This window comes from Candidatus Binatia bacterium (assembly GCA_036493895.1).
In the GTDB taxonomy this organism is placed as follows: domain Bacteria; phylum Desulfobacterota; class Binatia; order UBA1149; family CAITLU01; genus DATNBU01.
In genome coordinates this window covers 1-26,782 of record DASXOZ010000079.1, presented here as the reverse complement: position 1 = coordinate 26,782, position 26,782 = coordinate 1, and the positions used below count along the sequence as shown (strand labels likewise).

General features: G+C 68.0%; 24 protein-coding genes. 6 read left to right on the top strand and 18 right to left on the bottom strand.

Going from position 1 to position 26,782, the window contains the following annotated elements:
• Positions 1–19: 19 nt before the first annotated feature.
• A complete protein-coding gene (locus tag VGK20_18615) occupies positions 20–796 on the top strand; it encodes a M90 family metallopeptidase (GenBank protein HEY2776061.1) in 777 nt (258 codons plus the stop codon).
• Between the two features lie 89 nt (positions 797–885).
• Here the strand turns inward: VGK20_18615 and clcA are convergent, their stop codons facing one another.
• The 4 genes from clcA to VGK20_18595 form a co-directional block, all read right to left on the bottom strand.
• Positions 886–2,502 (bottom strand): H(+)/Cl(-) exchange transporter ClcA, encoded by a 1,617-nt coding sequence (clcA, locus tag VGK20_18610; protein HEY2776060.1) that lies wholly within the window; start codon positions 2,500–2,502, stop codon positions 886–888.
• Positions 2,503–2,509: 7 nt separating this feature from the next.
• On the bottom strand, positions 2,510–4,213 hold the full coding sequence (locus tag VGK20_18605) for an ATP-binding protein (GenBank protein HEY2776059.1): 1,704 nt from the start codon (positions 4,211–4,213) through the stop codon (positions 2,510–2,512).
• 118 nt (positions 4,214–4,331) lie between these two features.
• The gene (gene glsA, locus VGK20_18600) at positions 4,332–6,212 is read right to left on the bottom strand and encodes a glutaminase A (protein ID HEY2776058.1); all 1,881 of its coding nucleotides are present in this window, start codon (positions 6,210–6,212) and stop codon (positions 4,332–4,334) included.
• Positions 6,213–6,367: 155 nt separating this feature from the next.
• Positions 6,368–8,476 carry a hypothetical protein gene (locus VGK20_18595; GenBank protein HEY2776057.1) on the bottom strand — a complete coding sequence of 703 codons (2,109 nt, stop codon included), beginning with the start codon at positions 8,474–8,476 and terminating at the stop codon, positions 6,368–6,370.
• A gap of 220 nt (positions 8,477–8,696) precedes the next feature.
• Between VGK20_18595 and VGK20_18590 the strand changes: the two genes are divergently transcribed.
• Positions 8,697–10,877 (top strand): glycosyltransferase family 39 protein, encoded by a 2,181-nt coding sequence (locus VGK20_18590; GenBank protein ID HEY2776056.1) that lies wholly within the window; start codon positions 8,697–8,699, stop codon positions 10,875–10,877.
• Here the strand turns inward: VGK20_18590 and VGK20_18585 are convergent.
• From VGK20_18585 to VGK20_18570, 4 genes are read right to left on the bottom strand one after another with little or no spacing between them, the layout of a single operon-like run.
• A complete protein-coding gene (locus VGK20_18585) occupies positions 10,866–12,554 on the bottom strand; it encodes a hypothetical protein (GenBank protein ID HEY2776055.1) in 1,689 nt (562 codons plus the stop codon). The genes VGK20_18590 and VGK20_18585 overlap by 12 nt on opposite strands.
• On the bottom strand, positions 12,551–14,104 hold the full coding sequence (glp, locus tag VGK20_18580) for a gephyrin-like molybdotransferase Glp (protein HEY2776054.1): 1,554 nt from the start codon (positions 14,102–14,104) through the stop codon (positions 12,551–12,553). The genes VGK20_18585 and glp (VGK20_18580) overlap by 4 nt, the downstream gene beginning before the upstream one ends.
• On the bottom strand, positions 14,101–15,342 hold the full coding sequence (gene glp, locus VGK20_18575; GenBank protein ID HEY2776053.1) for a gephyrin-like molybdotransferase Glp: 1,242 nt from the start codon (positions 15,340–15,342) through the stop codon (positions 14,101–14,103). The genes glp (VGK20_18580) and glp (VGK20_18575) overlap by 4 nt, the downstream gene beginning before the upstream one ends.
• On the bottom strand, positions 15,339–16,157 hold the full coding sequence (locus tag VGK20_18570) for a carbon-nitrogen hydrolase family protein (protein HEY2776052.1): 819 nt from the start codon (positions 16,155–16,157) through the stop codon (positions 15,339–15,341). Before VGK20_18570 ends, glp (VGK20_18575) begins: the two co-directional genes overlap by 4 nt.
• A gap of 241 nt (positions 16,158–16,398) precedes the next feature.
• Between VGK20_18570 and VGK20_18565 the strand changes: the two genes are divergently transcribed.
• From VGK20_18565 to VGK20_18555, 3 genes are all read left to right on the top strand, one after another.
• The gene (locus VGK20_18565) at positions 16,399–17,082 is read left to right on the top strand and encodes a polyhydroxyalkanoate synthesis regulator DNA-binding domain-containing protein (GenBank protein ID HEY2776051.1); all 684 of its coding nucleotides are present in this window, start codon (positions 16,399–16,401) and stop codon (positions 17,080–17,082) included.
• Between the two features lie 74 nt (positions 17,083–17,156).
• Positions 17,157–17,513: a hypothetical protein gene (locus VGK20_18560; protein ID HEY2776050.1), complete on the top strand. Its 357-nt coding sequence runs from the start codon at positions 17,157–17,159 to the stop codon at positions 17,511–17,513.
• A 13-nt stretch (positions 17,514–17,526) separates the two neighbouring features.
• Positions 17,527–17,997 (top strand): Fur family transcriptional regulator, encoded by a 471-nt coding sequence (locus VGK20_18555; GenBank protein ID HEY2776049.1) that lies wholly within the window; start codon positions 17,527–17,529, stop codon positions 17,995–17,997.
• 213 nt (positions 17,998–18,210) lie between these two features.
• On the opposite strand, the gene VGK20_18550 is transcribed toward VGK20_18555, so the two are convergent.
• From VGK20_18550 to VGK20_18510, 9 genes are all read right to left on the bottom strand, one after another.
• On the bottom strand, positions 18,211–19,164 hold the full coding sequence (locus tag VGK20_18550; GenBank protein HEY2776048.1) for a myxococcus cysteine-rich repeat containing protein: 954 nt from the start codon (positions 19,162–19,164) through the stop codon (positions 18,211–18,213).
• A gap of 142 nt (positions 19,165–19,306) precedes the next feature.
• A complete protein-coding gene (locus VGK20_18545) occupies positions 19,307–20,089 on the bottom strand; it encodes a TatD family hydrolase (protein ID HEY2776047.1) in 783 nt (260 codons plus the stop codon).
• On the bottom strand, positions 20,086–21,630 hold the full coding sequence (metG, locus tag VGK20_18540; protein HEY2776046.1) for a methionine--tRNA ligase: 1,545 nt from the start codon (positions 21,628–21,630) through the stop codon (positions 20,086–20,088). Before metG ends, VGK20_18545 begins: the two co-directional genes overlap by 4 nt.
• Positions 21,627–22,655, bottom strand: a complete 1,029-nt coding sequence (locus VGK20_18535) for a hypothetical protein (protein HEY2776045.1) — start codon at positions 22,653–22,655, stop codon at positions 21,627–21,629. The genes metG and VGK20_18535 overlap by 4 nt, the downstream gene beginning before the upstream one ends.
• Positions 22,652–23,290 (bottom strand): dTMP kinase, encoded by a 639-nt coding sequence (tmk, locus tag VGK20_18530; protein ID HEY2776044.1) that lies wholly within the window; start codon positions 23,288–23,290, stop codon positions 22,652–22,654. The genes VGK20_18535 and tmk overlap by 4 nt, the downstream gene beginning before the upstream one ends.
• Before the next feature lie 64 nt (positions 23,291–23,354).
• Positions 23,355–23,747, bottom strand: a complete 393-nt coding sequence (locus tag VGK20_18525; protein ID HEY2776043.1) for a hypothetical protein — start codon at positions 23,745–23,747, stop codon at positions 23,355–23,357.
• Entirely contained in the window at positions 23,744–24,274 is a 531-nt protein-coding gene (locus tag VGK20_18520; protein HEY2776042.1) for a hypothetical protein, read from the bottom strand. Before VGK20_18520 ends, VGK20_18525 begins: the two co-directional genes overlap by 4 nt.
• Before the next feature lie 2 nt (positions 24,275–24,276).
• Positions 24,277–24,636, bottom strand: a complete 360-nt coding sequence (locus VGK20_18515; GenBank protein ID HEY2776041.1) for a prepilin-type N-terminal cleavage/methylation domain-containing protein — start codon at positions 24,634–24,636, stop codon at positions 24,277–24,279.
• Positions 24,633–25,070, bottom strand: coding sequence for a hypothetical protein (locus VGK20_18510; GenBank protein ID HEY2776040.1), 438 nt, complete (start codon positions 25,068–25,070; stop codon positions 24,633–24,635). Before VGK20_18510 ends, VGK20_18515 begins: the two co-directional genes overlap by 4 nt.
• 234 nt (positions 25,071–25,304) lie before the next feature.
• On the opposite strand from VGK20_18510, the gene VGK20_18505 reads away from it, so the two are divergent.
• Positions 25,305–26,165, top strand: coding sequence for an oxaloacetate decarboxylase (locus tag VGK20_18505; GenBank protein HEY2776039.1), 861 nt, complete (start codon positions 25,305–25,307; stop codon positions 26,163–26,165).
• Positions 26,166–26,253: 88 nt separating this feature from the next.
• Here VGK20_18505 and VGK20_18500 read toward each other — a convergent pair whose 3' ends face one another.
• Positions 26,254–26,535, bottom strand: coding sequence for a hypothetical protein (locus VGK20_18500; protein ID HEY2776038.1), 282 nt, complete (start codon positions 26,533–26,535; stop codon positions 26,254–26,256).
• Positions 26,536–26,782: the final 247 nt, after the last annotated feature.

Below are 26,782 nucleotides of genomic sequence, written 5' to 3'. Positions count from 1 at the left end.
ACGAGGCGGTGCTTCGCACGTGCTGAAGCTGCTGCGCGAGCGAAGCCGCCGCAGGCTTCGCGCCCTTCCGGCCGACCCCGCGTGGGACGCCATCCTCGAGCGCCGTTTCGTGCTCTATCGCCGCCTCGCGGCGGTCGACCGCGACGAGCTTCTTGCGCACTCGCGCGTGCTCGTTCACGAGAAACGTTTCGAAGGCTGCGGAGGCCTCGACTTGACCGACGAAGTGCGCGTGCTGATCGCGGCCCAGGCCTCGCTGCTGCTGCTGCATCGCGACAGCGACTACTATCCGCGCCTGATGAGCATTCTCGTCTATCCCGACGCCTACGTCGTGCCGGTCGAGTACGATGCCGGGGGAGGGATGGTGCTCAGCGAGAACGTCGATCACATCGGCGAGAGCTGGGAGACCGGCAGCCTGATCGTTTCCTGGAACGACGTGCTCGCCGGCGCGTCGGGACGCGATCACGGCTGCAACGTCGTGCTGCACGAATTCGCCCACCAGGTGGACGCCGAAACCGGTGGCACCGACGGCACCCCGCGCATCGACGACCCGGAGCTGCGCGAGCGCTGGCAGAAGGTATTCGAGCGCGAATACGAGCGCCTCTGCGAAATGGCCGACCGCCGCCGCCGCACCTTCATCGACGAATACGGCGCCGAACATCCTTCCGAATTCTTTGCGGTCGCCACCGAGCACTTCTTCATGGAGCCGCGCACGTTCGCGAAGCGCCATCCCGAGCTGTACCGCGTGCTCGCGGAATTCTGGCGCCAGGACCCCGCGGCGTACGCTCGCAGCGGCTGAACGCGCACGCGGCCGCGTACAGATCGTGACGTCGCCGGCGAATCGAGAGCGGCCGGCGCAGCGCTTGCCGCCGGGAGATCGGCGTCGTGCTACGCGGCTGCGGCGGCCGCGCGCCGGTGCAGGTCGGGTACCGCATCGGCCGCCGTCGCAGCGACGATGACGGTGATCTGGTCGCCCGCTGCAAGCCGCGTCGTCGCGACGGGCACCTCTTCCGACGAGCCACGTCGCAGCAGGACGACGATGCAGCCGGGCGCAAGTGCCAGCGAACCGACGGCGGCTCCGTCGAACGCCGAGCCGGGTGCGATGGAGAGGTCGACGAGAAGCGTGCCCGAAGCGCTGTCGCTCTCCTGGCCGCGCACGATATCGCGCTCGAGCAGCGCCTCGTAGACCGGGCGATCCTTGAGAAAATCGGCGATACCGTACGCTGCCAGGCTGGCGGCAAGCAGGGGAAGGACGAGGCCGTAGTTGCCGGTCATCTCCACCATCAGCACGACGCCGGTCAGCGGAGCGCGCACGATCGCGGCGAAATAGGCAGCCATCCCCACGACGGCGAACGATTCCGGGTGTTCCATCGCAGTGGGAAACCACGCGGCGAAAGCCTGGCCGATGGCGAGCCCGATGGCGGAGCCGAGCATCAGCAGCGGCGCGAAGATGCCGCCCGGCGCGCCACAGCCGTAGCTCAGCATGGTCAGGATGAAGCGCACGACGAAAAGCGTCGACAGCGTGGCGATCGGGATGTTGCCGGCGAGAATCCGTTCGACGAGAGGATCTCCGCCGCCGAGCGCAATCGGCAGGACGAGGCCCACGGCCGCCACGGCGATCCCGACGACCGCACCGATCGTCCACGGCTTCCAGCGGCTCAGTCGGGCGAAGAGGTCGAGGCTTGCGACGAGCGAACGATTGAACGCGACGCCCAGCAACGCAGCCACGGTGCCGACCACGAGAGCGATCGGCACCGACGTCAGCGCAGGAATCGCGTCGGATGCCACGTGAAAGACCGGAAGCTGGCCGAGCAGCGAGCGGGTGGTGACGTCGGCGACGACCGATGCGACCAGCGTCGCGGTGAAGACCGCCGGTGAGAAATCGCGCTGCAGCTCCTCGAGCACGAAGACGAGCCCGGCCAGCGGTGCGTTGAACGCAGCGGCCAGCCCCGCCCCGGCGCCGGCGGCGATCAGCGTGCGCTTCTCGCGCGTCGTGCACGAGAACCAGCCGCTCACCATGTACCCGACCGAAGCGCCCATCTGAATCGTCGGGCCTTCGCGGCCCATCACGAGGCCGCCGCCGATGCCCGCGATGCCGCCGAGGAACTTGACCGGCAGCACCCGGCGCCGCATCTGGCGCGTCCCGTGGATCACGGCCTTGACGTGGGGAATCCCGCTGCCCGAGGCTTCCGGCGCGACTCGACGAACGAGAAAGACCGCGAAGGCGGCCCCGGCGCCGCCAAGGAGCAGCGCGAGCGCCGGCGCCCACAGCGGGTGGACGCGAGCCTCTCCCGCGAGGAACCCGCGCAGCGATTCGGCGCGCAGCAGCGACTCGCGAAATGCTACCGCGACCAGGCCGACGATGAACCCGACGACGATCGAGCGCGGAAGCTGGCGGCGCCTCTGCTCGTGTGCGCGCAGCGCATCACCAAGCTCGCGACGCAGCTCGCTGGAGACCCTTTCCGTCTCCGCGGTGGAAAGGTCCGTGTGCGAGGAAATCGTCATCGATTCGCTACGATGCGTTGACCGCCGCCGTGTCTCCGAGCGAGAAGCGAAACGTCGCGCCGCGGTCGATCTCGCTTTCTGCCCACACCTTACCACCGTGCCGGCGCACGATGCGAGCGACCGTCGCAAGGCCGACGCCCGTCCCCTCGTATTCTTCCGCGGCGTGAAGCCGCTGGAACGGCTGGAACAGCTTTCCGACGAAGCGCATGTCGAAGCCGCAGCCGTTGTCGCGGACGAAGAACGCCGATTCGCCGTCGTGGATCTCGCTCCCGACCTGGATGTGCGCGTTGCTGCGCTGGCCCGTGTACTTCCACGCGTTGCCGACGAGGTTGTTCCACACGATGCGCAGCAACTGGGGGTCGGCGTTGGCGAAAAGACCGCTTTCGACTTCGACGCTGACGTCGCGGCCGGGGACGGAGCTGCGGTGCTCCGCGACGAGGCCGCGCACCAGCATCGTCACGTCGACCGGCTCGCGCCGCAGCTCGGAGCGCGACGCGCGCGAGAGCATCAGCATGTCGTCGATCAGGCGCGACATGTGGCGGCTGGCGCCGCGGATGCGCTCGAGCTGGGCACGGGCCTTCGGCGAGAGCTCCGAGCCGTGATCGTCATCGAGCAGTGCCGCAAAACCCTCGATCGTTCGAAGCGGCGTGCGAAGGTCGTGGGAAACCGAGTACGCGAACGACTCGAGATCCTTGTTGGCGGCCTCGAGCATCGCCGTTCTTTCGCGCACCTGCGCCTCGAGGTCAAGATTCAGGCGCTGCGCGGCCTCCGACGCCTGGCGCCGGTCGGTGATGTCCACGCCCACCCCGCAGAACCGATGCGCACTGCCCTGTTCGCCGCGGATGGCCGAGAAGCTGATGTGGTACCAGCGCTCGGGCCGCACCAGCCGGAGGCAATATTCGGGAACCTGGATCGATCCCTGCTCGGCGCAGCGCGAAAGGACCTCCCTCCATTCGCGCACCTCTTCCTCGTTGAAGCCGCTCTCGCGCCCGGTGCGGCCACGCATGGTTTCGACAGTCCAGCCGAACAGGTTTGCCAGCGCGGGATTGACGTCGGCGTAGATGAAATCGTCGTGGGTGAGGTCGAGCAGGGCGAGCAGGACGTTGGACGAGCGGAAGACACCCTCGAAATCCGCCCGGCTCTCGGCAAGCGCCCGGCTTGCCGCGCTCGCGCGGTATTCCGAGAGCGTGTCCCTCTCGACTTCCGAAGCGATGTAGATCGAGATCGCGAAGGTGACGACCATCGCGACCAGGTCGTACCACACGTCATGGTAGACCTCGGTGCCGAACACCGGCAACAAAGCGGCACCCATCGCGCTGCAGACCACGAGGGCCTGGGCACCCGCGCCCCACGGGATGAAACTGGCTGTGGCCAGCGTCGTCGCGACGAGCAGCACCGTGTTGGTGTGGACGTTGCCGATGATGACGCCGGTCAGCGCGGTGACGAGATGGATCGTGACCGCGAGCGTCACGAGCGCAGCGATGATCGTGGAGCGCGACGGATGCCTCGTCGCGATCCGCAGGCCTCCAGCCGATGCCGTAGCCTGCAGCACCTTCAGTGCGAGCAGTAGCGCAAGCTGCGGCTCGCGGAACCAGACGTGCATTACCGCGAAGGCCGCGGTGCCCATGAGGATCGGCGTATTGATCAGCTGGAAGCGACGCAGCAGCAGCGGCGCCAGGTCCTCGCGAGTGGGCTCGCGGTAGGACGGCACCGACGGTGCGGCGGTGGAAGCGGGGGAGGACACAGGCGGAAAAAGCATGGACCCGCGGCTAGGCGTAAGTCGCCGGCGCGGTCGCGGCGGCGAATCCGGCGGCGAAGTGCCGCCGGCGTTATTCGCTCAGTGTCCGCACCTCGTCGGTCAGTCGGCGAACGCGGATCGAAAGGCTGCGCGCGAAGTTTTCGAGCAGCTTGACCTTGAGGTCGGGATGGGTGCCGGTCAGGTGCTCGAAATCGCGGATTGCCAGCTCCCAGCACTCGACGGGCGTATCGGCGCGCACGACCGCGGAGCGCGGCCGTCTCTCGAGGATCGCCATCTCGCCGAAGATCATGCCCGGAGTGCACGTGGTCAGGCGTCGCGTGCCGCCGCCGGCAAGGCCAATCGTGACGCTGACCTGGCCGCTGGCCAGGAAGAACAGCGAGTCGGCCGGATCGCCGATCGCGACGATCGAGTCCCCCGCCTTGAAACGCCGCGTCTTGAGCACGCTGCGCAGCACCGCGATGCTGACGTCGTCGAGGCCCTCGCAGAGATCGAAATTCTCGAGGGAAACGGGGATGCCGCCGGGCGCCGAGACGCGGATGTCGTAAAGCAGCTGGTCTTCGCAGAGTTCCAGCGCGGTGTCGGCCTCTTCCATTGCCAGAAGCAGCGCGGCCGGTTTTCGTGCCAGCGCTGCCGAGAAGTACTGCTGCAGCCCCGCATCGGCATCGAGGCCGGTAATGATCACTTCGCGGAACCTCTGGCGGTTGCGCTCCCAGAACGACATCCAGAGGTCGAGGGCCGGCCAGTCGGCCGTCGCGATGCGCTTGAAGTCGAAAACGAGCCAGTCCGAATTCGGCGGCAGCGCCAGGATGTCGCGGATGACGCGCTCGATCGAAAACAGCGTCAGCTCGCCCTGCAGCTCGAAGACGACGATCCTCTGGCCGTGCTCGGAAAGCGCCTTGCTCTCGAGCGAGCGCCGCATGCGCTTGGAGCTGACGCTCGAAGCGTCGTAGCGCCGTCTCACCAGCGATTTGCCCGAGCGCGTCGCCTGGAACAGGTGCAGCCCGAAATCCTCGGAAAGATCGTGGAAGACGCGAACGCCGCGCACGCTGTTGCCGCGCGTGTCCAGCGGCGGCGAATAGACCGCGATGCCCACCTGGCCCGGAAGTACGCCGATCACGCCGCCGCCGATGCCGCTCTTGGAAGGCATCCCTGCGCGCGCGACCCATTCGCCGGCGTAGTCGTACATGCCGCAGGTGGCCATCACGCCGAGCACGTTGGAGACGATGTTCGGATCGAGCACGCTCTCGTGCGTCGTAGGACAGATGCCGCCGCCGGCCAGGGTCGCGGCCATCACCGCCAGGTCGCGGCAGGTCACGAGCGTCGAGCACTGCTGCGAGTAGCACTCGAGCACCGGCTCGAGCACCGAGCCGATGATGCCGGAGTTGCGCAGCATGTAGTCGATCGCGAAGTTGCCGATGCCGCTGTGCCTCTCGGAGGCGACCATCGACTCGTCGATCTGGAGTGGACGGCCGGCGCAGCGCGACATCAGGTCGAGGATGCGCGTGACGCGGGGCTTGCCCGCCTCGTCGCGGATCAGGCTGGTCGCGGCGATCGCGCCGGCATTGATCATCGGGTTGAAGGGACGGCCGCTCTCCTGGAACAGGCTGATGCGGTCGGACCCGTTGCCGGTAGGGACGAGGCCTACCTTCTCCAGCACGCCGTCCAGGCCGTTGTCCTGGAGCGCCAGAGCGTAGGCGAACGGCTTGGAAATCGACTGGATCGAGAACGGCTTGTCGGTGTTACCGACCGTGTAGACGCGGCCGTCGGTCGTCGCGATCGCAATGCCGAAGCCGGCCGGATCCGCCTTGGCAAGCTCGGGGATGTAGCTTGCGACCTCGCCGGCGGTGCAGCCCGCGTGGCGGTCGTACAGCTCGTCGAGATACGTCGCCAGCGGATGATCGGTCTGGTCCGGGGACTCGCTGATCGTCTTTCTGGTGGCGGTCTCGGGCACGGCGGATCTCCTGACTGAACAATGACAGTGGCGCGCGACCTCGCCAAGGCCCCACGCCCTGTGAAAAGCCGCAGGACAGCAAAGCCACAGCTTTTGCGCGGATCAAACCCGCGGCAGGCGCCGGCGCCGCCGCGGCAGGCGGATGACCTCGGTCGTCAACGCGCGGGCGCCGGGCCGGCCCGGCGGCAGACCTCGGCGACTCGCGCCGGCGCCAGGGCGGCCGGAAGCGGCTCTACCCGTCGATGGCGCAGCAGCCCGGCGGCATTGAGGTCGCCGGGGCCGGTTTCCACCGGCCAGGCCCGCAGCGGACGGCAGTGCGTCAAACCGGCGTTTGCCGACAGCGCCTCGGCCTCGTCGCAGCGGCCGGCCAGTGCCAGGGCGAGAGGGCGAAGCGAGGAGGCTTCGGTGAACGCGGGATCCAGTGCCAGGCTCGCGTCGAGGCGAGAGACGGCATCGCGGGTCGAAGGCCCCGGATCGGCGTTTGCGCCGTCTGCCACGGCCAGCTCTGCAACGGCCAGGTTGTACGCGCTTTCGGGAATCGTCGGATCTTCGGCAATCGAGCGTCTGAGCGCTGCCTGCGCGTCGTCGCTGCGGCCTCGCGCCATCAGGACGGCGCCGAGTGCGTTGTCGTATTCGGCCTGCGTCGTTGCGATGCCTCGTCGTCTCTCTTCCATGTTGCCTGGAAGCTGGCCGGGCATGCGACGCGCCGCCTCGCGAAGAAAATATTCGGCTGCCTCGGTATCTCCGCTCGCGAGGCGGCACGCGGCGAGGTTCTCGTACCCGAGATGCCATCCGGCTGCGGCGGCCGCCCCGAACTTTTCGGCAGCGGCATCGCGATGGCCTGCAGCCCAGTCGAGGATCCCGTAAAGATTGCGCACGCGCGCAGTCTCCAGCGCCTGGCGGAACCACGCGTCGTCGATGAAAGCGGCATGGCAGAATACGGCCGAGCTCACCGCGGCAAGCGTCGTGCAGGTGACGATGGCGGCCATCGCCATGCGACCGCTGCGCTCTGCGAGCGCGACGAAGCCGCGTGCGAAAAAGAAAGCGAATGCGACCGAGATCACCATCAGGTAGGTCGCCTTGACCGCTGCCTGGGTGGGAACCGAAAGGGTGCCGGCGACGAGCACCGCGGCCATTGTCGCCGACATCGCGAGCATCACCGCGCGATCGTCCCGCCATCCCTCGCGCCGCAGGTCCGTCACCGATGCCAGCAAACCGACAGCGATCAAGAGCGTCGGCACCAGCGCGAGCGTCAACAACAGCTGTCCGGCCCTGCGCGAAGCTTCGCTGTGCGTGACCGGCGGCAGTACGAATCCGCCGGAGCCGTCGAACCACGCATTGGCGTAGAGCCCCGTCGGAATCGACTCCCGCATCGCGCTGTATTCGGCACCCGGCGGCCGCGGCGAATGCATCGAAAGGCCGCGCGGCCACTGCGGCCGGTACAGGATCAGCGGATCGAAGAGCACGTATTCGAGCGGGCGGCGAAACGCCTGCAGCTGTCCGTTCTCGACGCGCGCCAGGAACAGCTCGTCGCGCGACAGCGGGAAGGGAGTGCCGTAGTTGCGCACGTTGCGCGCATAGTGCCAGCCGCAGACCGCGAGCATCGAGGCGCTGACGATCGCGAGCGTACGCACAGCGGCAAAGGTGCGATCGGCAAACAGGCGCTTTGCTGCAATCGTCGCGAGCGCCGCGGCAACGAGCACGACGGCGGTGTATTTCGCGAGCATCGCAAGGCCGAGAACGACGCCGAGGCTGAGCGCTCGAAACATCGTCGCGCGATCGAGAACGGCAAGCAGCGCGAGCGCGGCGACGCTGCAGAGCACGCAGGCCAGGCCTTCGTTGCCAAGGAAAGCTGCGCTGTAGAGATGAACCGGAATGAACAGCAGCAGTCCGCCTGCGAGCAGCCACGTGACGGGCCGGGCGGGGAAACTGCACGACGCGATCCGCGCGGCGACGGCGGCCGGTACGAGCGACAGCAGCGCGAACGCCGTGGTGCCGATCCTCAGCCTCTGCTCCGCGCCGAGCCCGTCGAACGCCCGCCACAGCGCGGCCATCGCCGCGTAGTACAGCGGAGGCTGGAAGAACTCCCAGCCCGAGCGCGCCAGCGGGACGCGCCCGGTTTCGGCGACGAACCAGACGTAGGTGAAGTGCGCGAACGCGTCGTATCCGCCAAGAATCGGAAACGTGAGCGCATTGTGGACGCGGACTGCTACGGCGACCGCCGTCATCGCGACGGCGATGGCGACGAGGGAGCGGGACGACATGAGTGCCCAGAGTTCCCTCCCGACTGGCCGAGGTCAATTCGCGTGCTGCGCGTGGCGCCGGGCCCGGTGCGCCGCTATGCTTTGCGCCGCTGCACGAAGCCCGCTCCGGAGGCTGCTCTCGGTCGCCAGTTCGGTCGCAAGTCCGGCAGGACGAGGAAGCGCGCCGGCCGCGCGGACGTGCCAACCGGCGGCTGCTCGAGCAGGGCTGCGGCGCCATTCCATGGAAGATCGCGCATCATCGCAGGACCGCCGCGGCTACGCGGCCTGGCGCCTTGCGGTCGCGATCCTCGTCGCCGGCGGCGTGGCGGCCAGGCTCTCCAACGGCTGGAGCTTCCCTGTCCTTGGAAGCTACGATGCGTTCAGCCACTTCACGTACATCTGGTACCTCGCCCAGACCTGGCAGGTGCCGGTGGCCTCCCAGGGCTGGTCGTATTTTCATCCGCCACTGTACTACGCGCTGATGGCCGCCATCTGGCGGGCGGCCGCCGCGCTCGACCCGGTGACGAGGCTGCAGATCGGAAAGCTGCTCGTTGCCGCGCTCGGCCTGCTGCATCCGTGGCTTGCGTGGAAGGTCCTGCGTCCGCGGTTTTCCGCCGCGATCGCCACCTGTGGTGCGCTGCTCCCGCTGCTGGCGCCGGTGTTCCTCTACAGCGCGGGATTCCTCGGCAACGAAGGGCTCGGAGCCGTGCTCTGCTCCCTCAGTTTCTTCGCGCTGCTGGCCGTGCTCGCGCGGCCGACGCCGCTGCGTGCATCGCTGCTCGGGATTCTCGTCGGCCTGGCGCTGCTGACAAAATTCTCGTCGATCGCCGTCGCCGTTGCCGTTTTCGCGACGCTGGCGTTTCGCATGCTCGTGCGGCCGGAGCCCTCGGGGATACGACGCGCCCTCGCGATCGCGATCACGCTGGCCGCGCTGATCAGCGGCTCCTGGTATGCACGCAACGTCCGGCTTTACGGCAATCCGTTCCAGCTCGCGCGCGGGATCACGTTCTTCACGACGTACGTCGAGGAGAACCAGCCCCAGGCTGCACGAGGGCTGGCCGACTACCTGACGTTCGATCCGCTGATCTTCTGGAGACCGGCCTGGCCGCGCGGCCAGACGCCGACGGGAGATCCGTCGCCATACGGCCTGGAGCGCTCGATGCGCGAATCGGTGTGGACCGGTCTTTACGCCAACACCTGGTTCGACGGGTTCGGGGGCTGGGTGCTGCCGCCTGTGACAATGAGCGAGGCTGCGCGAAGGGCGGGACAGATCCTGCTCGTTCTCGGGCTCGCGCCCACCACGCTCGTCATCATGGGCGCATTCTCCGGCCTGGCTTCGCTGAGGCGCAAAGGCTGGGACGACGCGACGGTTGCGTTCGGCTCGGCGACTGCCGCGATGTTCGCACTGTTCGTGTACGGCACGCACGAGGCGCCCATTGCCGCCGCCGTCAAGGCTACGTACCTGACTCCTCTGGCGCTCGCGTTCGCGTTCTGGTTCGCATCGGGACTCGACATGGTGGCGCGTCGCGCTGCGCGGGCGCTTCCCGCGGTGTTCACGCTCTGCGCGGCGCTCGCGACGGTAAGCCTCGTCGTCTTCTGGCAGGGGTTCGTCTTCACTCCCGGAAGCTGGACCAGCGACATTCCCCACTACGACGACGGCATCCGCAATGAGCTCGGAGTCGTGTACTGGTCCGGTGGACGCGACGATCGTGCGCGCGAGCTTTTCACGCAGTCGGCTGCTTCCGGTTATCCGCTTGCGCTCGAAAATCTCGCGTTGATGGACGCCGATGCGGGGCATCTCCGTCAAGCCGGCCGCCGGCTCAAAAAGGCCGAACAGAATGTTGCCGCCGGCCTGGACGCAGGGCCGATCGAACACGACCGGCTCGTCGCCCGCACTACTGCCGAGCTGGGGCATTCGATGGCGCTGGTCCTGCACCGTCTCGGCCGCGTCGAGAATGCTGAGCGGATGTGGCGCCACGTCGTCGGCATCATGCCGGATGATGCGGAGGCGATGTTCTGCGTCGGCCTCTCCCGCCTCGAGCGCAACTACGCTGCGGCGACGACGCCCGAGGCGCGCAGTCTCGCGCTCTCCGAAGCGCGCATCACGTTCGCCGACGTGCGACGCATCGACCCCGGCTTCATCCCCGGCTGGCAGGCGGCTGCGCTGGTCGAAACGCTGGCCGGCAACTGCGCCGCCGCGCGCGACCTCGCGAAGCAGGCGCATGCGTCGTGCTGGACCCCGCGGCATTTCCCGGCCGAAGCGGGAAACGGTGCGGGCCTGGCGGCATCGATCGGTCGCCGAAGGATTCTCGAGGTGCCGGCGCTTCCCGCTTGCGAGGATTCGCCCGCGTCGACGCCCGTATCAACGCCCGCGTCAACGCCCGCGTCAACGCCCGCGTCGACGCCCGCGTCAAAAGGATGAGCGCGTCAGCTCCGGTGGAACGACGGCAGGCGCCGCAATCGCGCGGTCGACCGCTGCGCGAAGCTCGTCCCGTCGCGGGGATTCCGGCACCGGAGCCACCTGCGGAAGGCCGCCTTCGAGTGCAGCGTGCGCTCCGTCGACTGCATCGCGAAGGTGATCCGCGCCGGTCGACAGCAACGCGAGAGTCAGATGCGAAGACGGGGCGTCCTTTCGTCTGGTCGCAAAAATGTACGCGTAACTGAAACCGACGCCGCGATACGCGCGTGCGCGAAGGTTCTCGGGAAGCGCGTCGATGATCGTGGGAATCAGCGGGTCGGTGCCATGGCGGAACACGACGAGGTGTCCCATCACTTCGGCGCCCATCCCGAGTGCATCTTCGTCCAGCGCCGCGCGGCTTGTGTTTCCATCCCACGCGACTTGCACGGTGCCGATGGTGCCGAGCAATACACAGGCTCCGAGCAGCACTGCGCGCATCGGCCGCGACACGAGCGCAGCCGCGATCGCGATCGTCGCCAGTGCGCCGGCGAGCGCCGGTACGACGAGCCGGAACGTGAAGAAGCGCACGACTCCGTAGTCGTTGAATTGCTGGTTGCTCGCGGCGAGCACGACGAGGAACAGCGGAAAGATCAACGCGACCGCAAGCTCGGCATGCCCGGCGGCGCGTGCCGCCAGCAGTTTCATGGAACGTGCGCCTCGCGCCAGTGTCCGCCACGACGAAGCCACCACGATCGCGAACGCCGTCGCGTAGACTGCAAGCCACGGGTACTCGAGCCACGCGCGGCCGAGCTTGACGTCACCGGGAATGCCGATGTCGCGAAAATACAGCGCGACCGGCATGCCGTGGATCACCAGGTCCCACAGCCGCGCGAAATATCCGGGTCCGGCGCCGGCCGCCGCCGGCGACGCGAAGGTTTCGCCGACGATGCCGAGCGACGCACCCGGCGCGGCGCCGGGCGAAGCCTGGTAGGCGAGCCACGGTGCGAGCCCGATCGCAAAGCCGGCCGTTGCAAGAGGCCAGTATTGCGGAGAGAGAGCACCGGCTGCGACGGCGAAAACCAGCATCACGGCAAGAGCAACCGCGGAGGTGTAGCAGAACCACACGCCGAGGCCGCCGACGATCGTCCACAACAGCAGCCTCGACGTCGACGGTACTTCGAGCCAGCGCAGCATCAGCAGCAGCTCGAGTCCCGTCACCGTCACTGTATCGCCGTGAAAGCCGAGACCGATCGTGTTGAAGACCACGAAGACCGGCGGTGCCGCGACCCACAGAAGTCCGAGCGCGTGAGCAGCCGCATGCCCGGCAATGCGGCGCAGCGCGAGCATCCAGCACCACAGTCCCGCTGCGTTCCACGCGATCGCAACGATCTTCACTGCCAGCAGCGTGATCCCGGTGAACGACGTGACGATTGCCGTCAGCGCCGCAAAGACGAGGCTCCCGCCGGCATACGGATCGGCCTGCAGCTCGCGAAGCGGAATGTCCCAGCCGGACTTCCACGCGACGGCCGCCAGCAGCCGGTAGCTCTCTTCCCAGAAAAAGGTGCCGTCGAAACCGAGGGCGACGATTACGGCTCGATGCAGGACGAACGCGACGACCCACCAGGCGAGCGGAACTACCGGATCGCGTGAATCCGCGGGGAAAAGGCTGGAAACGCCTTGCCGCTGCGCCGCGCCGGTCAACGGCCGACTCCGGCCGGCCCATCGTCAAGATGTACGAGCATGCGCTCGCCGCTCGAACCGGCGAGCACGAGCATCGGATGCGCGACTGCGGCGACGGCGAGTTCGCGAAGCGGCGCGGCCGCCGCGCTGCCACCGTCGACAAATGCCCCGTGGGCTTCGCCGCGCGCTACCGCACCCGGCGCATCGGCCGGGCCCGCGCGCAGATAGTGCACGCGCGCACGCGGGTTCCTCCGGCGAAGCAGGCGCTCCAGGCATGCGCCTTCGTCGCAGGCCTCGCCGGCGAGCACGAACGCCGCGTCGACGTCTTCGCGAGAGACGAGAAGCTCGACGTCGACTTCGATCCCGTCATCGAGGCCTTCGGCAGCAGCGTCGATGCGAAGCCATCCGTGGGCCCCGCTGACGGTGGCGATCGATCCCGCGCCGGCCGCAAGAGGCGCGACCACGTAGGATGCGTCGTCCTGCCGCGCAAGGCAGACGCGACGGAACTCTTCCATGCCGAGCCGCGACGGAATCTTGCGCGCGAGCCTGGCACGAAGCGACGGAGCGACAGCCGCCGTGCTGCCGAGCAGCGCCGCAACCAGCGGTCTCAGCAGCTCGTTGCAGACCACGATGGCCGAAACCGGGTACCCCGGCACGGCAATCACCGGCGTAACCGCCGCGTCGTCGCCGCACGCGCCGATGCGCGCGAGCGCGACCGGCCTGCCCGGAGCGATGTCGACGCCGTGCACGAAGACTTCGCCGAGGGAGGCGAGCACGGCGATCGTGAAATCCTTGCGGCCGGCCGAGCTGCCGGCAATCACGCAGACGGCGTCGAATCGGGCGGCGGCATCCGCGAGCGCCGCGCGAAGGCGGTTCTCGTCGTCGGCGACGATGCCGAGCCGGTGCGGTGAGCCTCCCCACTGGCCGACGAGCGCGGCGATCAGCCGTGAATTCGAATCGATAACCTGGCCCGGACCGGCCGGGGCGCCCGGTTCGACGACTTCGCTTCCCGTCGCGAGAATCGCGATGCGCGGACGGCGTCGAACGTCGATCGTGCGCGTCCCGGTCGCCAGCAGCGCGCCGATGTCCCACGGTCGAATGCGCGCGCCTTCAGGCAGCAGCACCGTTGCCTGCTCGATGTCTTCTCCGATGCGGCGCACGTCACGGCCGGGCGGTACGACCGCCTTGATGCGAAATCCGGCGCCGTCCGCAGTGACATCCTCGATGCGGATCACCGCGTCGGTCCACTCGGGAAGCGCCGATCCGGTGTCGACCGGAACGCAGGCCGGCTCCTCATCCTGCGGAGCCGGCAACGATGCATCCCGGGCCGTGAGCACGACGGGGCCGTCGGCCGCGTTCCACGTGTCGCGCGACCGAACGGCAATGCCGTCCATTGCCGATGCGCGATAGTGCGGGGACGGACGAGCAGCGCGCACCTCTTCGGCACTGACGCGGTCGCAGGCATCGCCCACGTCGACACGCTCGGCGCCGACGGCGCGAACGCCGTCCAGCAGTGCGCGGCGCGCGGCGTCCAGGGGCCGGCGCTGGAGGAAACTGGCCGGGCGGTTCATTGCAGCAGCAACACGTCGACTTCGCTGCCGGCCGCGAGTCCTTCGCTCGAACGCGGAATTCGCAGCAACCCGTCGGCCCTTGCGATCGTCGAGATCGTCACGGATTTGCCGCGCAGGGGAACCGCGCGTGCCAGGGCGTCGTCCCCGTCGCTGACGAGTCGCACGCGAATCCAGTCTTCGCGACCCGGCGTCGACGACAGCGATTCTGCGAGCCGCGCACGTACGCGAGGCCGCGTCGCGAGAATACGCGGCAGGCTCTCGCCCTCGCGAAGGCGGATCAGCACACTGGCGAACAACAAAAACACGACGGCGGCCGCCGAAGGATTGCCCGGCACACCGAGGATCGACAGATTGCCCGCCTCGGCGAACATCGTCGGCTTGCCGGGCGCGATCGCGATTCCGTGGAAACGCACGCGGGCACCCGGCACGGCGAGCAGCGACGACATCACCAGGTCCTTGCTGCCCTTGGAGCTGCCGCCCGACAGCAGCAGCACGTCGCATTCGGCGACGGCGCCGGCGAACAGCCGGCCGAGCGCTTGTTCGTCGTCGCGCACGACCCCGTAGTCCACGACGCGAGCACCGAGCGAGCGCGCCATCGACCCGAGCAGGTACTGGTTGACGTTGCGCACACGCCCCGGCGCAAGCTCGTCTTCCGGCTCGACGATCTCGTCGCCGGTGGCGGCGATGCCGACGCGCGGAACTGCGTGAACGCAGATCTCGCTGCGTCCGACCCCGGTCACCGCGCCGATGTCGCTGCCGCGAAGGCGGTGGCCGGCCTCGAGCACGACCTCGCCTTGGCGAAGATCCTCGGCGATCGCGATCGTGTTCTGCCCTGGCACCACGGAGTGACGCACGAGCACGCTGCCGCCTTGCTCTTCGGTGTGCTCGACGATCACGACGGCATCGGCGCCCGGCGGCATCATCGCGCCGGTCGAGACGCGGATCGCTTCGGATGCGCCGAGCGGACGCCGCGCCTCCTCGCCCATGAAGACCTCGCCGGCGATACGCAGCGACACCGAACGCTGCTCGCTCGCTTCGAACGTATCGGCGGCGTGCACGGCGAATCCGTCCATGTTCGAGCGGAAAAAGTGCGGGATGTCCTCGCGCGCGGTCACCGGCTCGGCCAGCACGCGGCCCAGTGCCGTGCGCACCGCAGTGCGCTCGTGCGCAAGCGGCGCCGTGGTGGCGAGCTCCGCGAGCGCTTCCTCGGTCGATCTCAGCTTGAGAAATGGTTTCATGCCAGCCGCCGGTGCATCAGGCTCGGGAGCTCGCGGCGCACGCGCTCGAGAAGCTCACCGTCGAGAGTTGCGCGGATGACGGCGGCCTCGTCGTCGGGACCGCGTCCGAGCACGGCGCCCCACGGATCGATCACGAGGGAGTTGCCGTAATCGTGGAACCCGAGGGCACCGGCACCGTACTGGTTCGGCGCAATCACGAACGCCTGGTTTTCGATTGCCCGGGCTCGCAGCAGCGGCTCCCAGTGGGCCTGGCCGGTGGGCCTGGTGAAGGCGGACGGAATCACGATGATTTCGGTGCCGGCATCGGCCAGGCGCCGGAACAACTCCGGGAAGCGAAGGTCGTAGCACACCGCGAGGCCGATGCGGCCAAGTGCAGTTTTCACACTGACGACCTCGGAGCCGGGAGTCCTCAGCGCCGATTCGCGCACCGTCACCCGGCCGGGAAGGTCCACATCGAACAGATGGATCTTGCGGTACAGCGCCAGCAGGCTGCCGTCGGGGCCGAACAGCGTCGTCGTATTGAAGGGCAACTGGTCGGACCCCCCCGGTCGGGTCTCCAGGAGGGACCCGGCTACGAGGTGGATTTGGAGGCGACGGGCCAGCGCGGCCATCGCGTCGGTGGTCGGACCGGGCACCGGTTCGGCCTCCAGACGTTCGCGGGCGTGAGGTCCGCGCCAGGCAAATACCTCCGGCAGGGCAACCAGTTGCGCCCCCTGACGGGCGGCTTCGGTGATCCTCGCCCCCGCTTGCGCGACATTTGCCGCCTTGTCCGGGCCCGATTGGATCTGCACGGCGGCGGCGACGAAGGTCTGCATGGCTTCGGGCGCGGACGCTACGTGCCTCGGCGGCGACGGTCAATCCGGACGGCGGCCCGGCCCCCCAGTGGAAACTGGGTTGCGGAACCCGCCTGCGGCGAATGACGATACGCCCCGAACCGTCGAACGGTCGGTCGGTCAAGGGGACGAGTGTGGCGCTGCCCACCCTTTTTGTCACGGTGCGGCAATTTGCGAGCGTCGCCCCCCTTTGATACCGCAGCGAGTCATCGAGGAGAACGGCATGGGCTCGGAACGGGTTATCAAGCGCTACACGAACCGGAAACTCTACGACACGGACCAGTCGCGTTACGTCACGCTGGACGATATCGCGAAGCTGATCCGGGAGAACGAAGAGGTCCGGGTCATCGACAACGAGTCCCAAGACGACCTTACCGCCGTCACCTTCGCCCAGATCATCCTCGAGGAGGAGAAGCGCAAGACGAACCTCGTCTCGGTGCCTTTCCTGCGAAAGCTGATTCATTCGGGCGAGGCGGCCGTCCAGGACATCAGCGATTCGGCCAAGCGTGCCATCGACCAGATCGGCGACCTGACCGGCCGCGCCAGCGGGCGCGTGCGCGAAGTCGTCGAGGAGAGCGGCCGCGCCACGCGCGAAGCCCTCGACGAAAGCCGCACCTTCTTCGACGAGTTGCTCGGTCTTCCCCAGCGCCGCATCGAAGAGATGCGCGATCTCGCGCGAAAGCAGGTCGATCGCATCCGTCTTTCCCCGGCTCTCCAGCGCGAGCTCGAGAGGCTCGAAAAGAGCATCCACAGCATCGAGCAGATGCTGACGCGGCTGCGCGAAGAGCAGCAGCAGCCCGAGGGCGATGAGGAGCGAGAGGTCGAGGGTGGCCCCGCCCCGACACCCGACGAGCACGACGACATCCCCGAGGAGCCGCGCGCTCGCGGCGGCGGCCGTCGCGGCTGATTCTCTGAGCCGCTGCACGCACTGCGGCGCCAATCTTGCGCTGAACTGGCTGCGTCGGTAGAACCGACAGACCAATGGCCAGGCGTTCGCGCAAATCCACCGCTCGCCAGGTCGAGGAACCGAGCCCTCTGCTCGAGCGCCTCAAGGAGATCGCTGCTGCCAGCGGCCTCGAAGTCCGCGAGGAGAGGCTGCTGAGGGAAGTCGGCTACTCGGTCCGCAGCGGGGTCTGCCGCCTCGACGACCGCGAGGTGCTGCTCCTCGACCGCAACGCGACTCCGGCCGACCGCATCGAAGTCCTCTGCAGCGTGCTGTCCTCCCGCGACCTCGACGCCGTGTTCATCGAGCCGGAGCTGCGACGCACGATCGGAGGGAGCGCGCTCGTTCGCGACGATCCGCCTTCGGACGAGGTACCGGCGGCCGGACGCGCCTGACGGGGCCCTCGCCGTGGCCCCGATCAACGAAAAGGCCGAGAAGTTCCGCGACTTCATTCGCGAGCACGGGCTGAAGTCGACGCGCCAGCGCGACGAGATCGCGCACTGGTTCTTCCATCACAAGGGCCACCTCAGCGCCGACCAGATCTATCGCCAAGTCAAGGAATCGGTTCCCGGGATCGGTTTCTCGACCGTTTACCGCACGATGAAGCTGCTCGTCGAGGCGGGGCTGGTTTCCGAGCGCCACTTCGGTGACGGCGAAGCGCTTTACGAGAATGTCGCGGGCCACCACGACCATTGCATCTGCACTCGGTGCGGACGGATCACGGAATTCGAGGATGAGCGCATCGAGGCGCTGCAGCGCAGCGTCGCCGAGCAGCAGGGATTTCTGCTGACCAGCCACAAGATGGAGCTCTACGGTCTCTGCTCCGCTTGCCGCGCCGAGATCAAGACTGTGGCTGAGAGTGGGGCCGGACGCCGATAAGGGGCCATCTGCTGCGTTGGCTCCGCTTCGTTCGCTACAGCGTACAGGAAGTACGCTTCCGCTCACTCACGCGTCGCCGCCTTGCATCTGGCCCCTTCTCGGCGCCCGGCTCGCAGATACGCGCTTCGAGAGTTGGGCCATCGGCGGTGAGCGTCGCTTCGCTCGCTCACGCGGATGTTGATTTAGTTTGAGTTGAGTCGCGGGCGCTGCAGCTTAGGGCTGCTGCGGGCATTCCATTTTTACGCTTTGGCCTACGGCGCGTTTGAGGACTCGCAGGGAGTCGCTTGCGCGGACGTGCTGGTCGCCGTCGGCGTCGCAGCGCCAGAGTGGGCAGGAGATTGGCTGGCCTGTGGCGGCGCGCAGGACTGTCAGCGCGTCGCCCGAGGAGACCCTGTCGTTGTCGTTGGCGTCGCCGCAGATCACGAGCGTGGTGCAGTCGCTGCTGCAGCCGTCGCCGTCGATCGTGTTGCCGTCGTCGCACTGCTCGGTGCCTTCGACGAAGCCGTCGCCGCAGAACGGGATCGTCGTGGTCGTCGTCGGTGCTTCGGTCGTGGTCGTCGGCTCGTCGCTCGTCGTGGTCGGCTCGGCTGTGCTGGTCGTGCTGGTCGACATCGACGTGGTCGTGGTCGCGCCCGGAAGCGTGGTCGTCGGCGCCGCCAGCGTGGTCGTCGTCGTCGGCTTCACCGTCGTAGTCGTGACCGTCAAGGTGGTCGTCGTCACGGTGATCGTCGTGGTGGTGGTCGTCGTCGTCGCGGTCGGGCCGCAGTCGGGCAGGCTGACGACGATGCGGGGAGGAGTCACCGAGCGGCCGTCTTCGCGCGTCGCGTCGCTGATGTAGACGACGAAGTCGGACGGAACCAGCGTGTCTCCCGCGCTGGTGTCGACGAAGAAGCACTGGGCAAGCGGACCCGGGCCCGGGATTCCGGTCAGGCTGATGAAACTCGCGGCGACGCTGCGCGTGACGGGGTCGTCGACGAAGGGCGCCAGCGTATTCGGTGCGGCGTCGTAGCAGGCGATTCCGCCGCCGGCCTTGGGAAGCCAGGAGCCGGTGGCGATCGAGTAGTCGATCGTCATCTGGATGGAGCCGAGGGTGACCTTGTCTGCCAGCGCGAGGTCGACTTCACAGGTGCGGGCAGCGGCTCCCGCCGTGCCGGCGGCCCCGCACAAGCCGAAAAAGACCGCTGCAAAAATTGCTGAAACCGCCGCCCGCATCACGCCCCACCTGCGCAGACGCCGAAGATGGGGGAACAATCGGAAATGTGCCAGCAGATTCTGTCATCGGCGCTGAAGAAATACTTTCAGGGCGTACTCAGGAAAGATCGAACAGATCCGCGGCGTTGCGGCCGGTGACCTCGTGGACGCGCTCGATGGCCACCGCCTGCACTTCGGCCAGGGTCTCGGCGACACGCACAACCAGTGCCGGCTCGTTGCGCTTGCCGCGGTGCGGCGCAGGCGCGAGGTACGGCGAGTCGGTCTCCACCATGAGGCGATCCAGCGGCAGGCGCGCGGCAGTCTCGCGCATCGCCACCGACTTCGGGAACGTCAGGATCCCCGAGAACGACACGAGCAGGCCGAACTCGATGTACCAGCGCGCATCGTCGTAGCTGCCGGTGAAGCAGTGCACGACGCCGCGGATGCCCCCGGGCGCTTCGCTCGACAACACGTCGCGAAGATCGGTCTCGGCGTCACGGCAGTGCAGCACGATCGGCTTGTCCGTGCGCCTGGCCAGCGCGATGTGGCGTGCGAGCGCGTCGCGCTGGGTGTGGCGCGGGCTGTGATCGTAATAGTAGTCGAGGCCGGTCTCGCCGACCGCGACGCACTCGGGCGCGTCGAGCAGCGCGGCGATCCTCTCTTCGGTTGCCGCGTCGAGACTTTTCGCATCGTGAGGATGGATTCCGGCCGTCGAGCGCAGGAACGGATGGGCGCGCGCGAGCTCGAGTGCCTGCTCGCTCGCTTCGATCGGCCCGCCTCCTCCGACCGCGACCATGTGCGTCAGGCCGGCGGCTCTTGCCCTTGCGATCACTTCGCCGCGGTCCTCGTCGAACGCGGCATCGGTCAGGTGGCAGTGCGTGTCGACGAGCCCGACGATCACGGCTTTGGAATCTCGACACGCGGAAACAGCGGCTCCGGCGGACGTACGCGGTGGCCTGGCGCGAACGAGACGAGCCAGCGCGGCGCGGGATCGGCAAGGCGGCCGGGATCGGTATCGAGCAGCGCTGCGATTCGCTGCGACGTCTCCGGCATCGGCGCTGCGATCAGGCGCGCGAGGTGGCGCAGGGCATCGCAGAGCGCGTGCAGGATCGCACCGACGCGAGGCCGCGCCTGTTCGTCCTTCCACAGCTTGAACGGCGCCGTCTCGACGATGTACTTGTCGCAAGCCGCCACTGCGCGCCAGATTTCTTCCAGCGCGACGTGGAACTGGCTGGCCTCGAACGCTTCCACCGCGCGCTTTTCGGCCTGGACGAACGCCGCTTCGAGCGCAGCTTCCATTTCGCCTGCCTGCGGTGCGGCGGCCGGTTGCACGACGCCGTCGAAATAGCGTTGCTGCATCGCCAGCACGCGACTGGCCAGGTTGCCGATGCCGTTGGACAAGTCGGCATTGAAGCGCGTCACGAACGCATCTTCGGTGAACGCGGCGTCGCTGCCGAACGCCATCTCGCGCAGCAGGAAGTAGCGAAAGCCGTCCATCCCGAAACGCTCGCGCATCTCGAGAGGGCGGATCACGTTGCCGAGCGACTTCGACATCTTCGACTCGCCCATGTTCCAGTAGCCGTGCACGTGCAGCGACTTGTAGACGGGCAGTCCGGCGGCCATCAGCATCGTCGGCCAGAATACCGAGTGCGGCTTGAGGATGTCCTTGGCCACGTAGTGGTGGGCGTTCTCCCAGTACGCCTTCCAGTCGCCGACGCGCACGTGGGCCAGCGCGCTGACGTAGTTGACGAGCGCGTCGAACCACACGTACGTCACGTAGTCGCTGTCGAAGGGAAGCTCGATGCCCCACGTCAGACGGGACTTCGGGCGCGAGATGCAAAGGTCTTCGAGCGGCTCGCGCAGCAGGCCCATCACCTCGTTGCGGTAGCCGGCCGGCGTGATCATCTCCGGGTTGGCCGCGAGGTGGTCGAGAAGCTGCTGCTGGTAGCGGCTCATGCGGAAGAAGTAGTTCTTCTCGCTGATCCATGCCGGCTCGGTCTCGTGGTCGGGACACTTGCCGCCCACGAGCTCGCGGTCGGCGTAGAAGCGCTCGCAGCCATAGCAGTATTTCCCGCCGTATTCGCCGAAATAGATGTCGCCGGCGTCGTGGATCTTCTGCAGCATCTGCTGCACGAAGCGCACGTGGTAGTCGTCGGTGGTGCGAACGAACCAGTCGTACGAGATCCCGCACTGGTCCCACGTGGAGCGGAACAGTCCGGAGACGCGGTCGGCATATTCGCGCGGCTGCGTGCCGCCGGCGGCGGCGGCCTGCGCGATCTTGTCGCCGTGCTCGTCGGTGCCCGTGAGGAAGAACACTTCGCGCCCCATCGAGCGGTGGAAGCGTGCGGCCGTATCGACGACGACGGTCGTATAGGTGTGACCGAGGTGAGGCTCGGCATTGACGTAGTACAGCGGCGTGGTCAGGTGAACGCGCGAGGTCACAGGCGAAAAGCTCGCACATTCAGCAGCAGGTCGCGAATGACCAGGCGAGCGTTCGCGTTGCGCGACAATGCAACGATGGTGCGCTCGATCGTCTCCGCTTCGCCGATCAGCACGGCGGGATCGGCCGCCGCCGCCTCGTCGAGCGCGCGGCCGAGTGGCTCGGAAGGCTCGGGAGGTCGGCGTCCGAGACTGGCGCGCACCTTGGCGAGCTGCCACTCGAGAATGTCGGACATCGCGTAACCGGATTCCTTTCGCTCGACAAGCGCATGCACCAGCGGCTCGATCGCGAGCGGATCGCGGCGCGCCGCTTCGTATGCGAGCAGCACGAGCTCGCGCCCGGCCAGGCCTTCGTCGTCGTAATCGAGCGCGCGCGCGACGCTGCCGTGCGAGCAGGCTGCGGCGGTGCGCGCTTCGGCCTCGCTCCTGCCGAGATCGACCAGCACGGCGGCGACTTCGTCTTCGGACAGCGTGCCGAACACGAGGTGGCGGCAGCGCGAGCGCACGGTCGGGAGCATCGCGCCCGGATTATCGGTGACGAGGATGATCACCGCGAATCCGAGCGGTTCTTCGAGGATTTTCAGCAGCGCGTTCTGCGCTTCGGGGGTCATCATGCCGGCCTCGCGCATGATCGCGATGCGCGGGCCGGGCCGTGTCGGCCGCAGCGTCAGGCGCTGGATCAGCGCGCGGCTCTGGTCGATGCCGACCAGGCGCTTGCGTTCGATCTCTTCGTCGGCGCTCTGCACCGCGTTCTTGTCCTTGGGTGCGGGGCCGGTCTCGAACACGTCGGGATGGACGGCGCCGGCGACGAGGCGGCACGACGCGCACGTGCCGCCGCAGGCACCGAGCTCAGGGCACTTCAGGATCGAGGCCCACCACCTGGCCGTGAGGAACTTGCCGACCCCCGCAGGTCCCGCGAATAGCCACGCGTGATGCAGCTGCGAGCTCCCGCCCGATGCGGCGAACGCAGCGGCGGATTTCAGCCCCGCGCGGATTGCGTCGTGACCGACGGGCTCGCGAAGGCTCACTGCGCCGCCTCCCTCGCCTGCAGTCGCGACTGGACTGCCGCGATGCAGTCCGAAGCGACCTCCTCTTCGCCGCGATTGCCGTCGATGCGGACGATGCGCGACGCGAAGCGCGTCGCCAGCGCAGCGAACCCGCGCCGGATCTTGTCGTGGAACGCGAGCGGCTCGATCTCGAACCGGTCGCCGGGACCGCCGGCGCGCTGCTTGGCGCGCCTGAGCCCCGTCTCGATCGCACAGTCGATCCACAGCGTCAGGTCGGGCACGACGCCGTGGGAGGCACGGCGGTTGAGATCTTCGAGCCACGCGAGATCGTGGCCGCGCCCGTAGCCCTGGTAGGCAAGCGTCGAATCGCAGTAGCGGTCGCAGACGACGATGCTGCCCGCGGCGAGCGCCGGCTGGATGACCGTGGCCACGTGCTGGGCGCGGTCGGCGAGGAACAGCATCAATTCCGCAGTGGGATCGAGCTGGCTGGCCGGATCGGCAAGAAGCGCGCGGATCGGCGCAGTCGTCGCGGTTCCGCCGGGCTCGCGTGTCAGTACGACGTGCCTGCCGGGCCCGGCCAGGCGCGACTGCAGGCGCCGGGCTTGCGTCGATTTTCCGCAGCCTTCGATGCCTTCGAGAGTGATGAAGAATCCCATCGGGTCGCGGAATCTTGCCGCGATGGCGCGGCAGAGCAACCCTTACGCGGACGCGTGCGCGCCGTCAGGTCCCGCAGTCGGTCGCGGCCAGCGTGCGGTCGGCCGAGCGGCTCGCGCCGGCGCAAGTCGCAGTGGCTCGCAGTACGCACCACGTCGCGCTGAGCCTCACCTTCGTGATCGCCAGCGACGTGAGGTCGGGGCCGACGAGCGCTGCGGCGGCGGCCGGATCGGCGGTCACGGCTCCCAGCGCGAGGCCGGAAATCGCACCGTAGCGCGCGCAGAGCACCCTGCGCCGTGCGCCGAGCTCGGTCGCGAGAGATCCGGCCCGGTGCAGCAAGGACGCCGACATCGCGGCTGCAGCCGTGGCAAGGATCACCACCACCAGCAGCACGCTGCCGCGTTCCGCGCGACGTCCGGCGCCGCGGGATCCGGTGGCCCTCGGTGGTGCATCGTTCATGGCAGCACTCGCGCCGGCAGCGCGAACAGCAGCGTTCGAGCGCGCCCGTCCGTGCCGGTGCGCGGCCTGACGTCGAGCTCCACCCACGATGCAGTGGACGGCGTGGCCGCGGATCCGCGTGAGTCGAACGCGGAGAGCAGCGCATCGCTGCCGTCCGCGTTGACGACGGTCATCGTCTGCTTGCCGAGGCGGATTCTTACCTGGGCCTGGCTGCCGGACTGGCGCACTTCCAGGGCTGTCGTCTCGGCGCCCGAGCTGCTGACGCTGCCGTCGCCGTTCTGGTCCGACGCGAACACGACGTCTGCAGCATCGAGGCTCGAGAGCGGCGCAGGCTTCTTCGGCCCCGCGCCGGCGAGCACCGTCGCATGGTCGATGAGCTGCTCGAGCTGGCGGTCGGTGAAAAGGTCGGCAGCGAGAAGGTCGCAACGGCCCTGGATGCGGGCCTGCCCGACGAGCGATGCGGAGACCAGCGCGAGCAGCGCTCCGGCGATGCCGATCGAAGCGACGGCTTCGAGAACGCCTGGCATGCTCAGCCTCCACAACTTCGGGGCGGAGCGAGCACGTGGATCTCTTCGGCGTCGCTCGAATCCGCTCGCGATGCGCGCACGACGATGCGATCGGCGGACACCGTCACGGCGGATCTTGTCAGCGAGCAGCGAAAACCGTCGGGGCAGCTCATCGCCGCTGCGCACGCTGCTCCGAGCTCGTGCTCGACGAGATTTCGCACGACGTCCAGAGTCTGGGACTCCTGAGTCGCGCTTCGCATCAGGCCCGCCGCGGCGCCGCTGGCCTGGACCGTGGCATCCACCACCAGGGCGCCCAGCGCCAGTGCTGCCGCGCACTCGAGCAGCGTGAACCCGCGTTGGAGTTTCGGCCGGTCGTGCGTCACCGGATCACCCCGCGCTGGTTGACGACGACGGACGCCGTCGCGTCGGTGCAGGCCAGTACCAGCGTGGCATTGTCGGCCAGTCCGCTGGCCTGGAACGAAACCGTTCCATCGGCCGGCACCGACTGGAGCGCGACTCCGTCTCCCAAGGAATAATTCTTGCCGGACGGACGCACCGCCACGCTCGAGGATCCGGCGCGCGCTTCGACCCACGCCTTCGCCTCCATTTCGTAGGCGCTGCGGCGGGCTTCGAGCAGTGAATCGATCAGCGTGGAGCGTGCCGTTTCCACCCGTATCGCGCATGCCATCGGTTTTGCGCCGCGAACCATTACCACAGCAGCGATCGACGACAGTGCCAGGGCCGCGCAGGCATCGAGCAGCGAGATTCCCGAGCGATCGTGACGCCAGGTTCGTGAGACAAGGGGCCCGAGCGACATGGAAGCGATATCGCTCCGCAGGGCCGGGTTGGGCAATTCCACGCCAGTCATAAGCCGCGGAATTCTTGCGGCGATACTCGCCGCCACGGCGACATTTGCGCGCCAGGCGTTCCGGGACGCCGCGTACGGAACCGCGGGCACGCGCGAGACGAGGCCGGTATCCTCGCGCGCAGGCCATGGCACGGCAGGCGTGCGATGGCTCGGCCTTGCCATCTGCGCTAGAACCCCGCGCCGATGCGTGATCCCCGTCTCGTCGATCTGCTGAGCGACCGTAACATCAGCCTGACCGCCGGTGTCTACGATGCACTGTCGGCGCGACTTGCCGAGCGCGCGGGCCTGGCTGCCGCGATGCTCAGCGGCTATTCGGTCGCCGGCTCCCTGCTGGGCGAGCCCGATTTCGGGATCCTTACCCAGACCGAGATGCTCGAGACCGCCCGTCGCGTCGTGCGCGCCGTGGACATGCCGATTTTCGTCGACGGTGACACCGGCGGCGGCGGAGTCGTCAACGTGCAACGGCTCGTCTCCGAGCTCGTCGCCATCGGTGCTGCCGGGGTTTTCCTCGAAGACCAGGTCTGGCCCAAGCGCTGCGGCCACATGCGCGGCAAGGCGATCGTTTCACTGGAAGAGCACGTCGAGAAAATCGCCGCCGCACGGGATGCGCGCGGGGACAGCGATTTCGTGATCGTCGGTCGCACCGACGCCAGGGCCGTTTGCGGCCTCGACGAAGCCGTTCGCCGCGGCATCGCCATGCGGGAGGCCGGGGCCGACCTCGTCTTCGTCGAGGCTCCGCAAAGCGTCGACGAAATGCGTCGCATCACGACGGAAATTCCGCCGCCGCTGCTCGTCAACATGGTCGAGGGCGGCCACACGCCGCTGTTGCCGCTGCGCGAGCTCGAGAAGATCGGGTTCGAGGTTGCCGTCTATCCCGTGACCGGGATTCTCTCGGCTGCAAGAGCGCTGGAGCGCGCCTATTCGCGCCTGGCCGCCGATGGCGAGACGACGGCGCTGGCGTCGGACCTGATGGGCTTCGACGAATTCGGCACGCTCGTCGGTCTCGACGAAAAATACGCGCTCGCGGAAAAGTACCGACGCTGATCCGGCGCGAGCTGCCGCGAAAAAAAGCCCGGCCTTCCTCGCAAGAGGAAGACCGGGCCACTTCGAAGCGGCGCTTTCGCGACGCGCACTACTTCTTCGGTTCGCTGAACTTGCCGCCCTTGGCTTCGCACTCGGATTTGGTCGCCTTGACCCAGCCCTGGCCCTTGCACGAGTTCTTGCCGGCGCAGGCATTGGACGCGCCCTTGCAGGCGCCGGTGCCCTTGCACGAGTTGACGCCCGCGCATTCGCCGGACTTCGCCGCCGCGCCGTGAGTTGCTTTCTTCGTCGCCGCCGATGCCGGTGAGAGCGTCGCTGCGATCATCAGGCCGCCGATGGCCGCCGTCATCAGGGTCTTCCCGGTTCGAGTCATTGTCGTCTCCTTGTCGTTGGTACGGAACGCAGTGTGATCGGACGGAGCGCCGCGAATTCTATCCCCCGGCCGCACCCGCGTCGACGGGGTGAGGCGGTCCGGCGCCCAGGTTTGTGCTGATTCACACGGCGGTGGGGGGCAAAACGACACGGGCCCGGCCATTCCTGTCGAGGGAAAGACCGGGCCCGCCAACGCTGCCGCCGGCAGTTGGCCGTGCCGGGACGTTCCCTGCACGGCCAACGGCCGG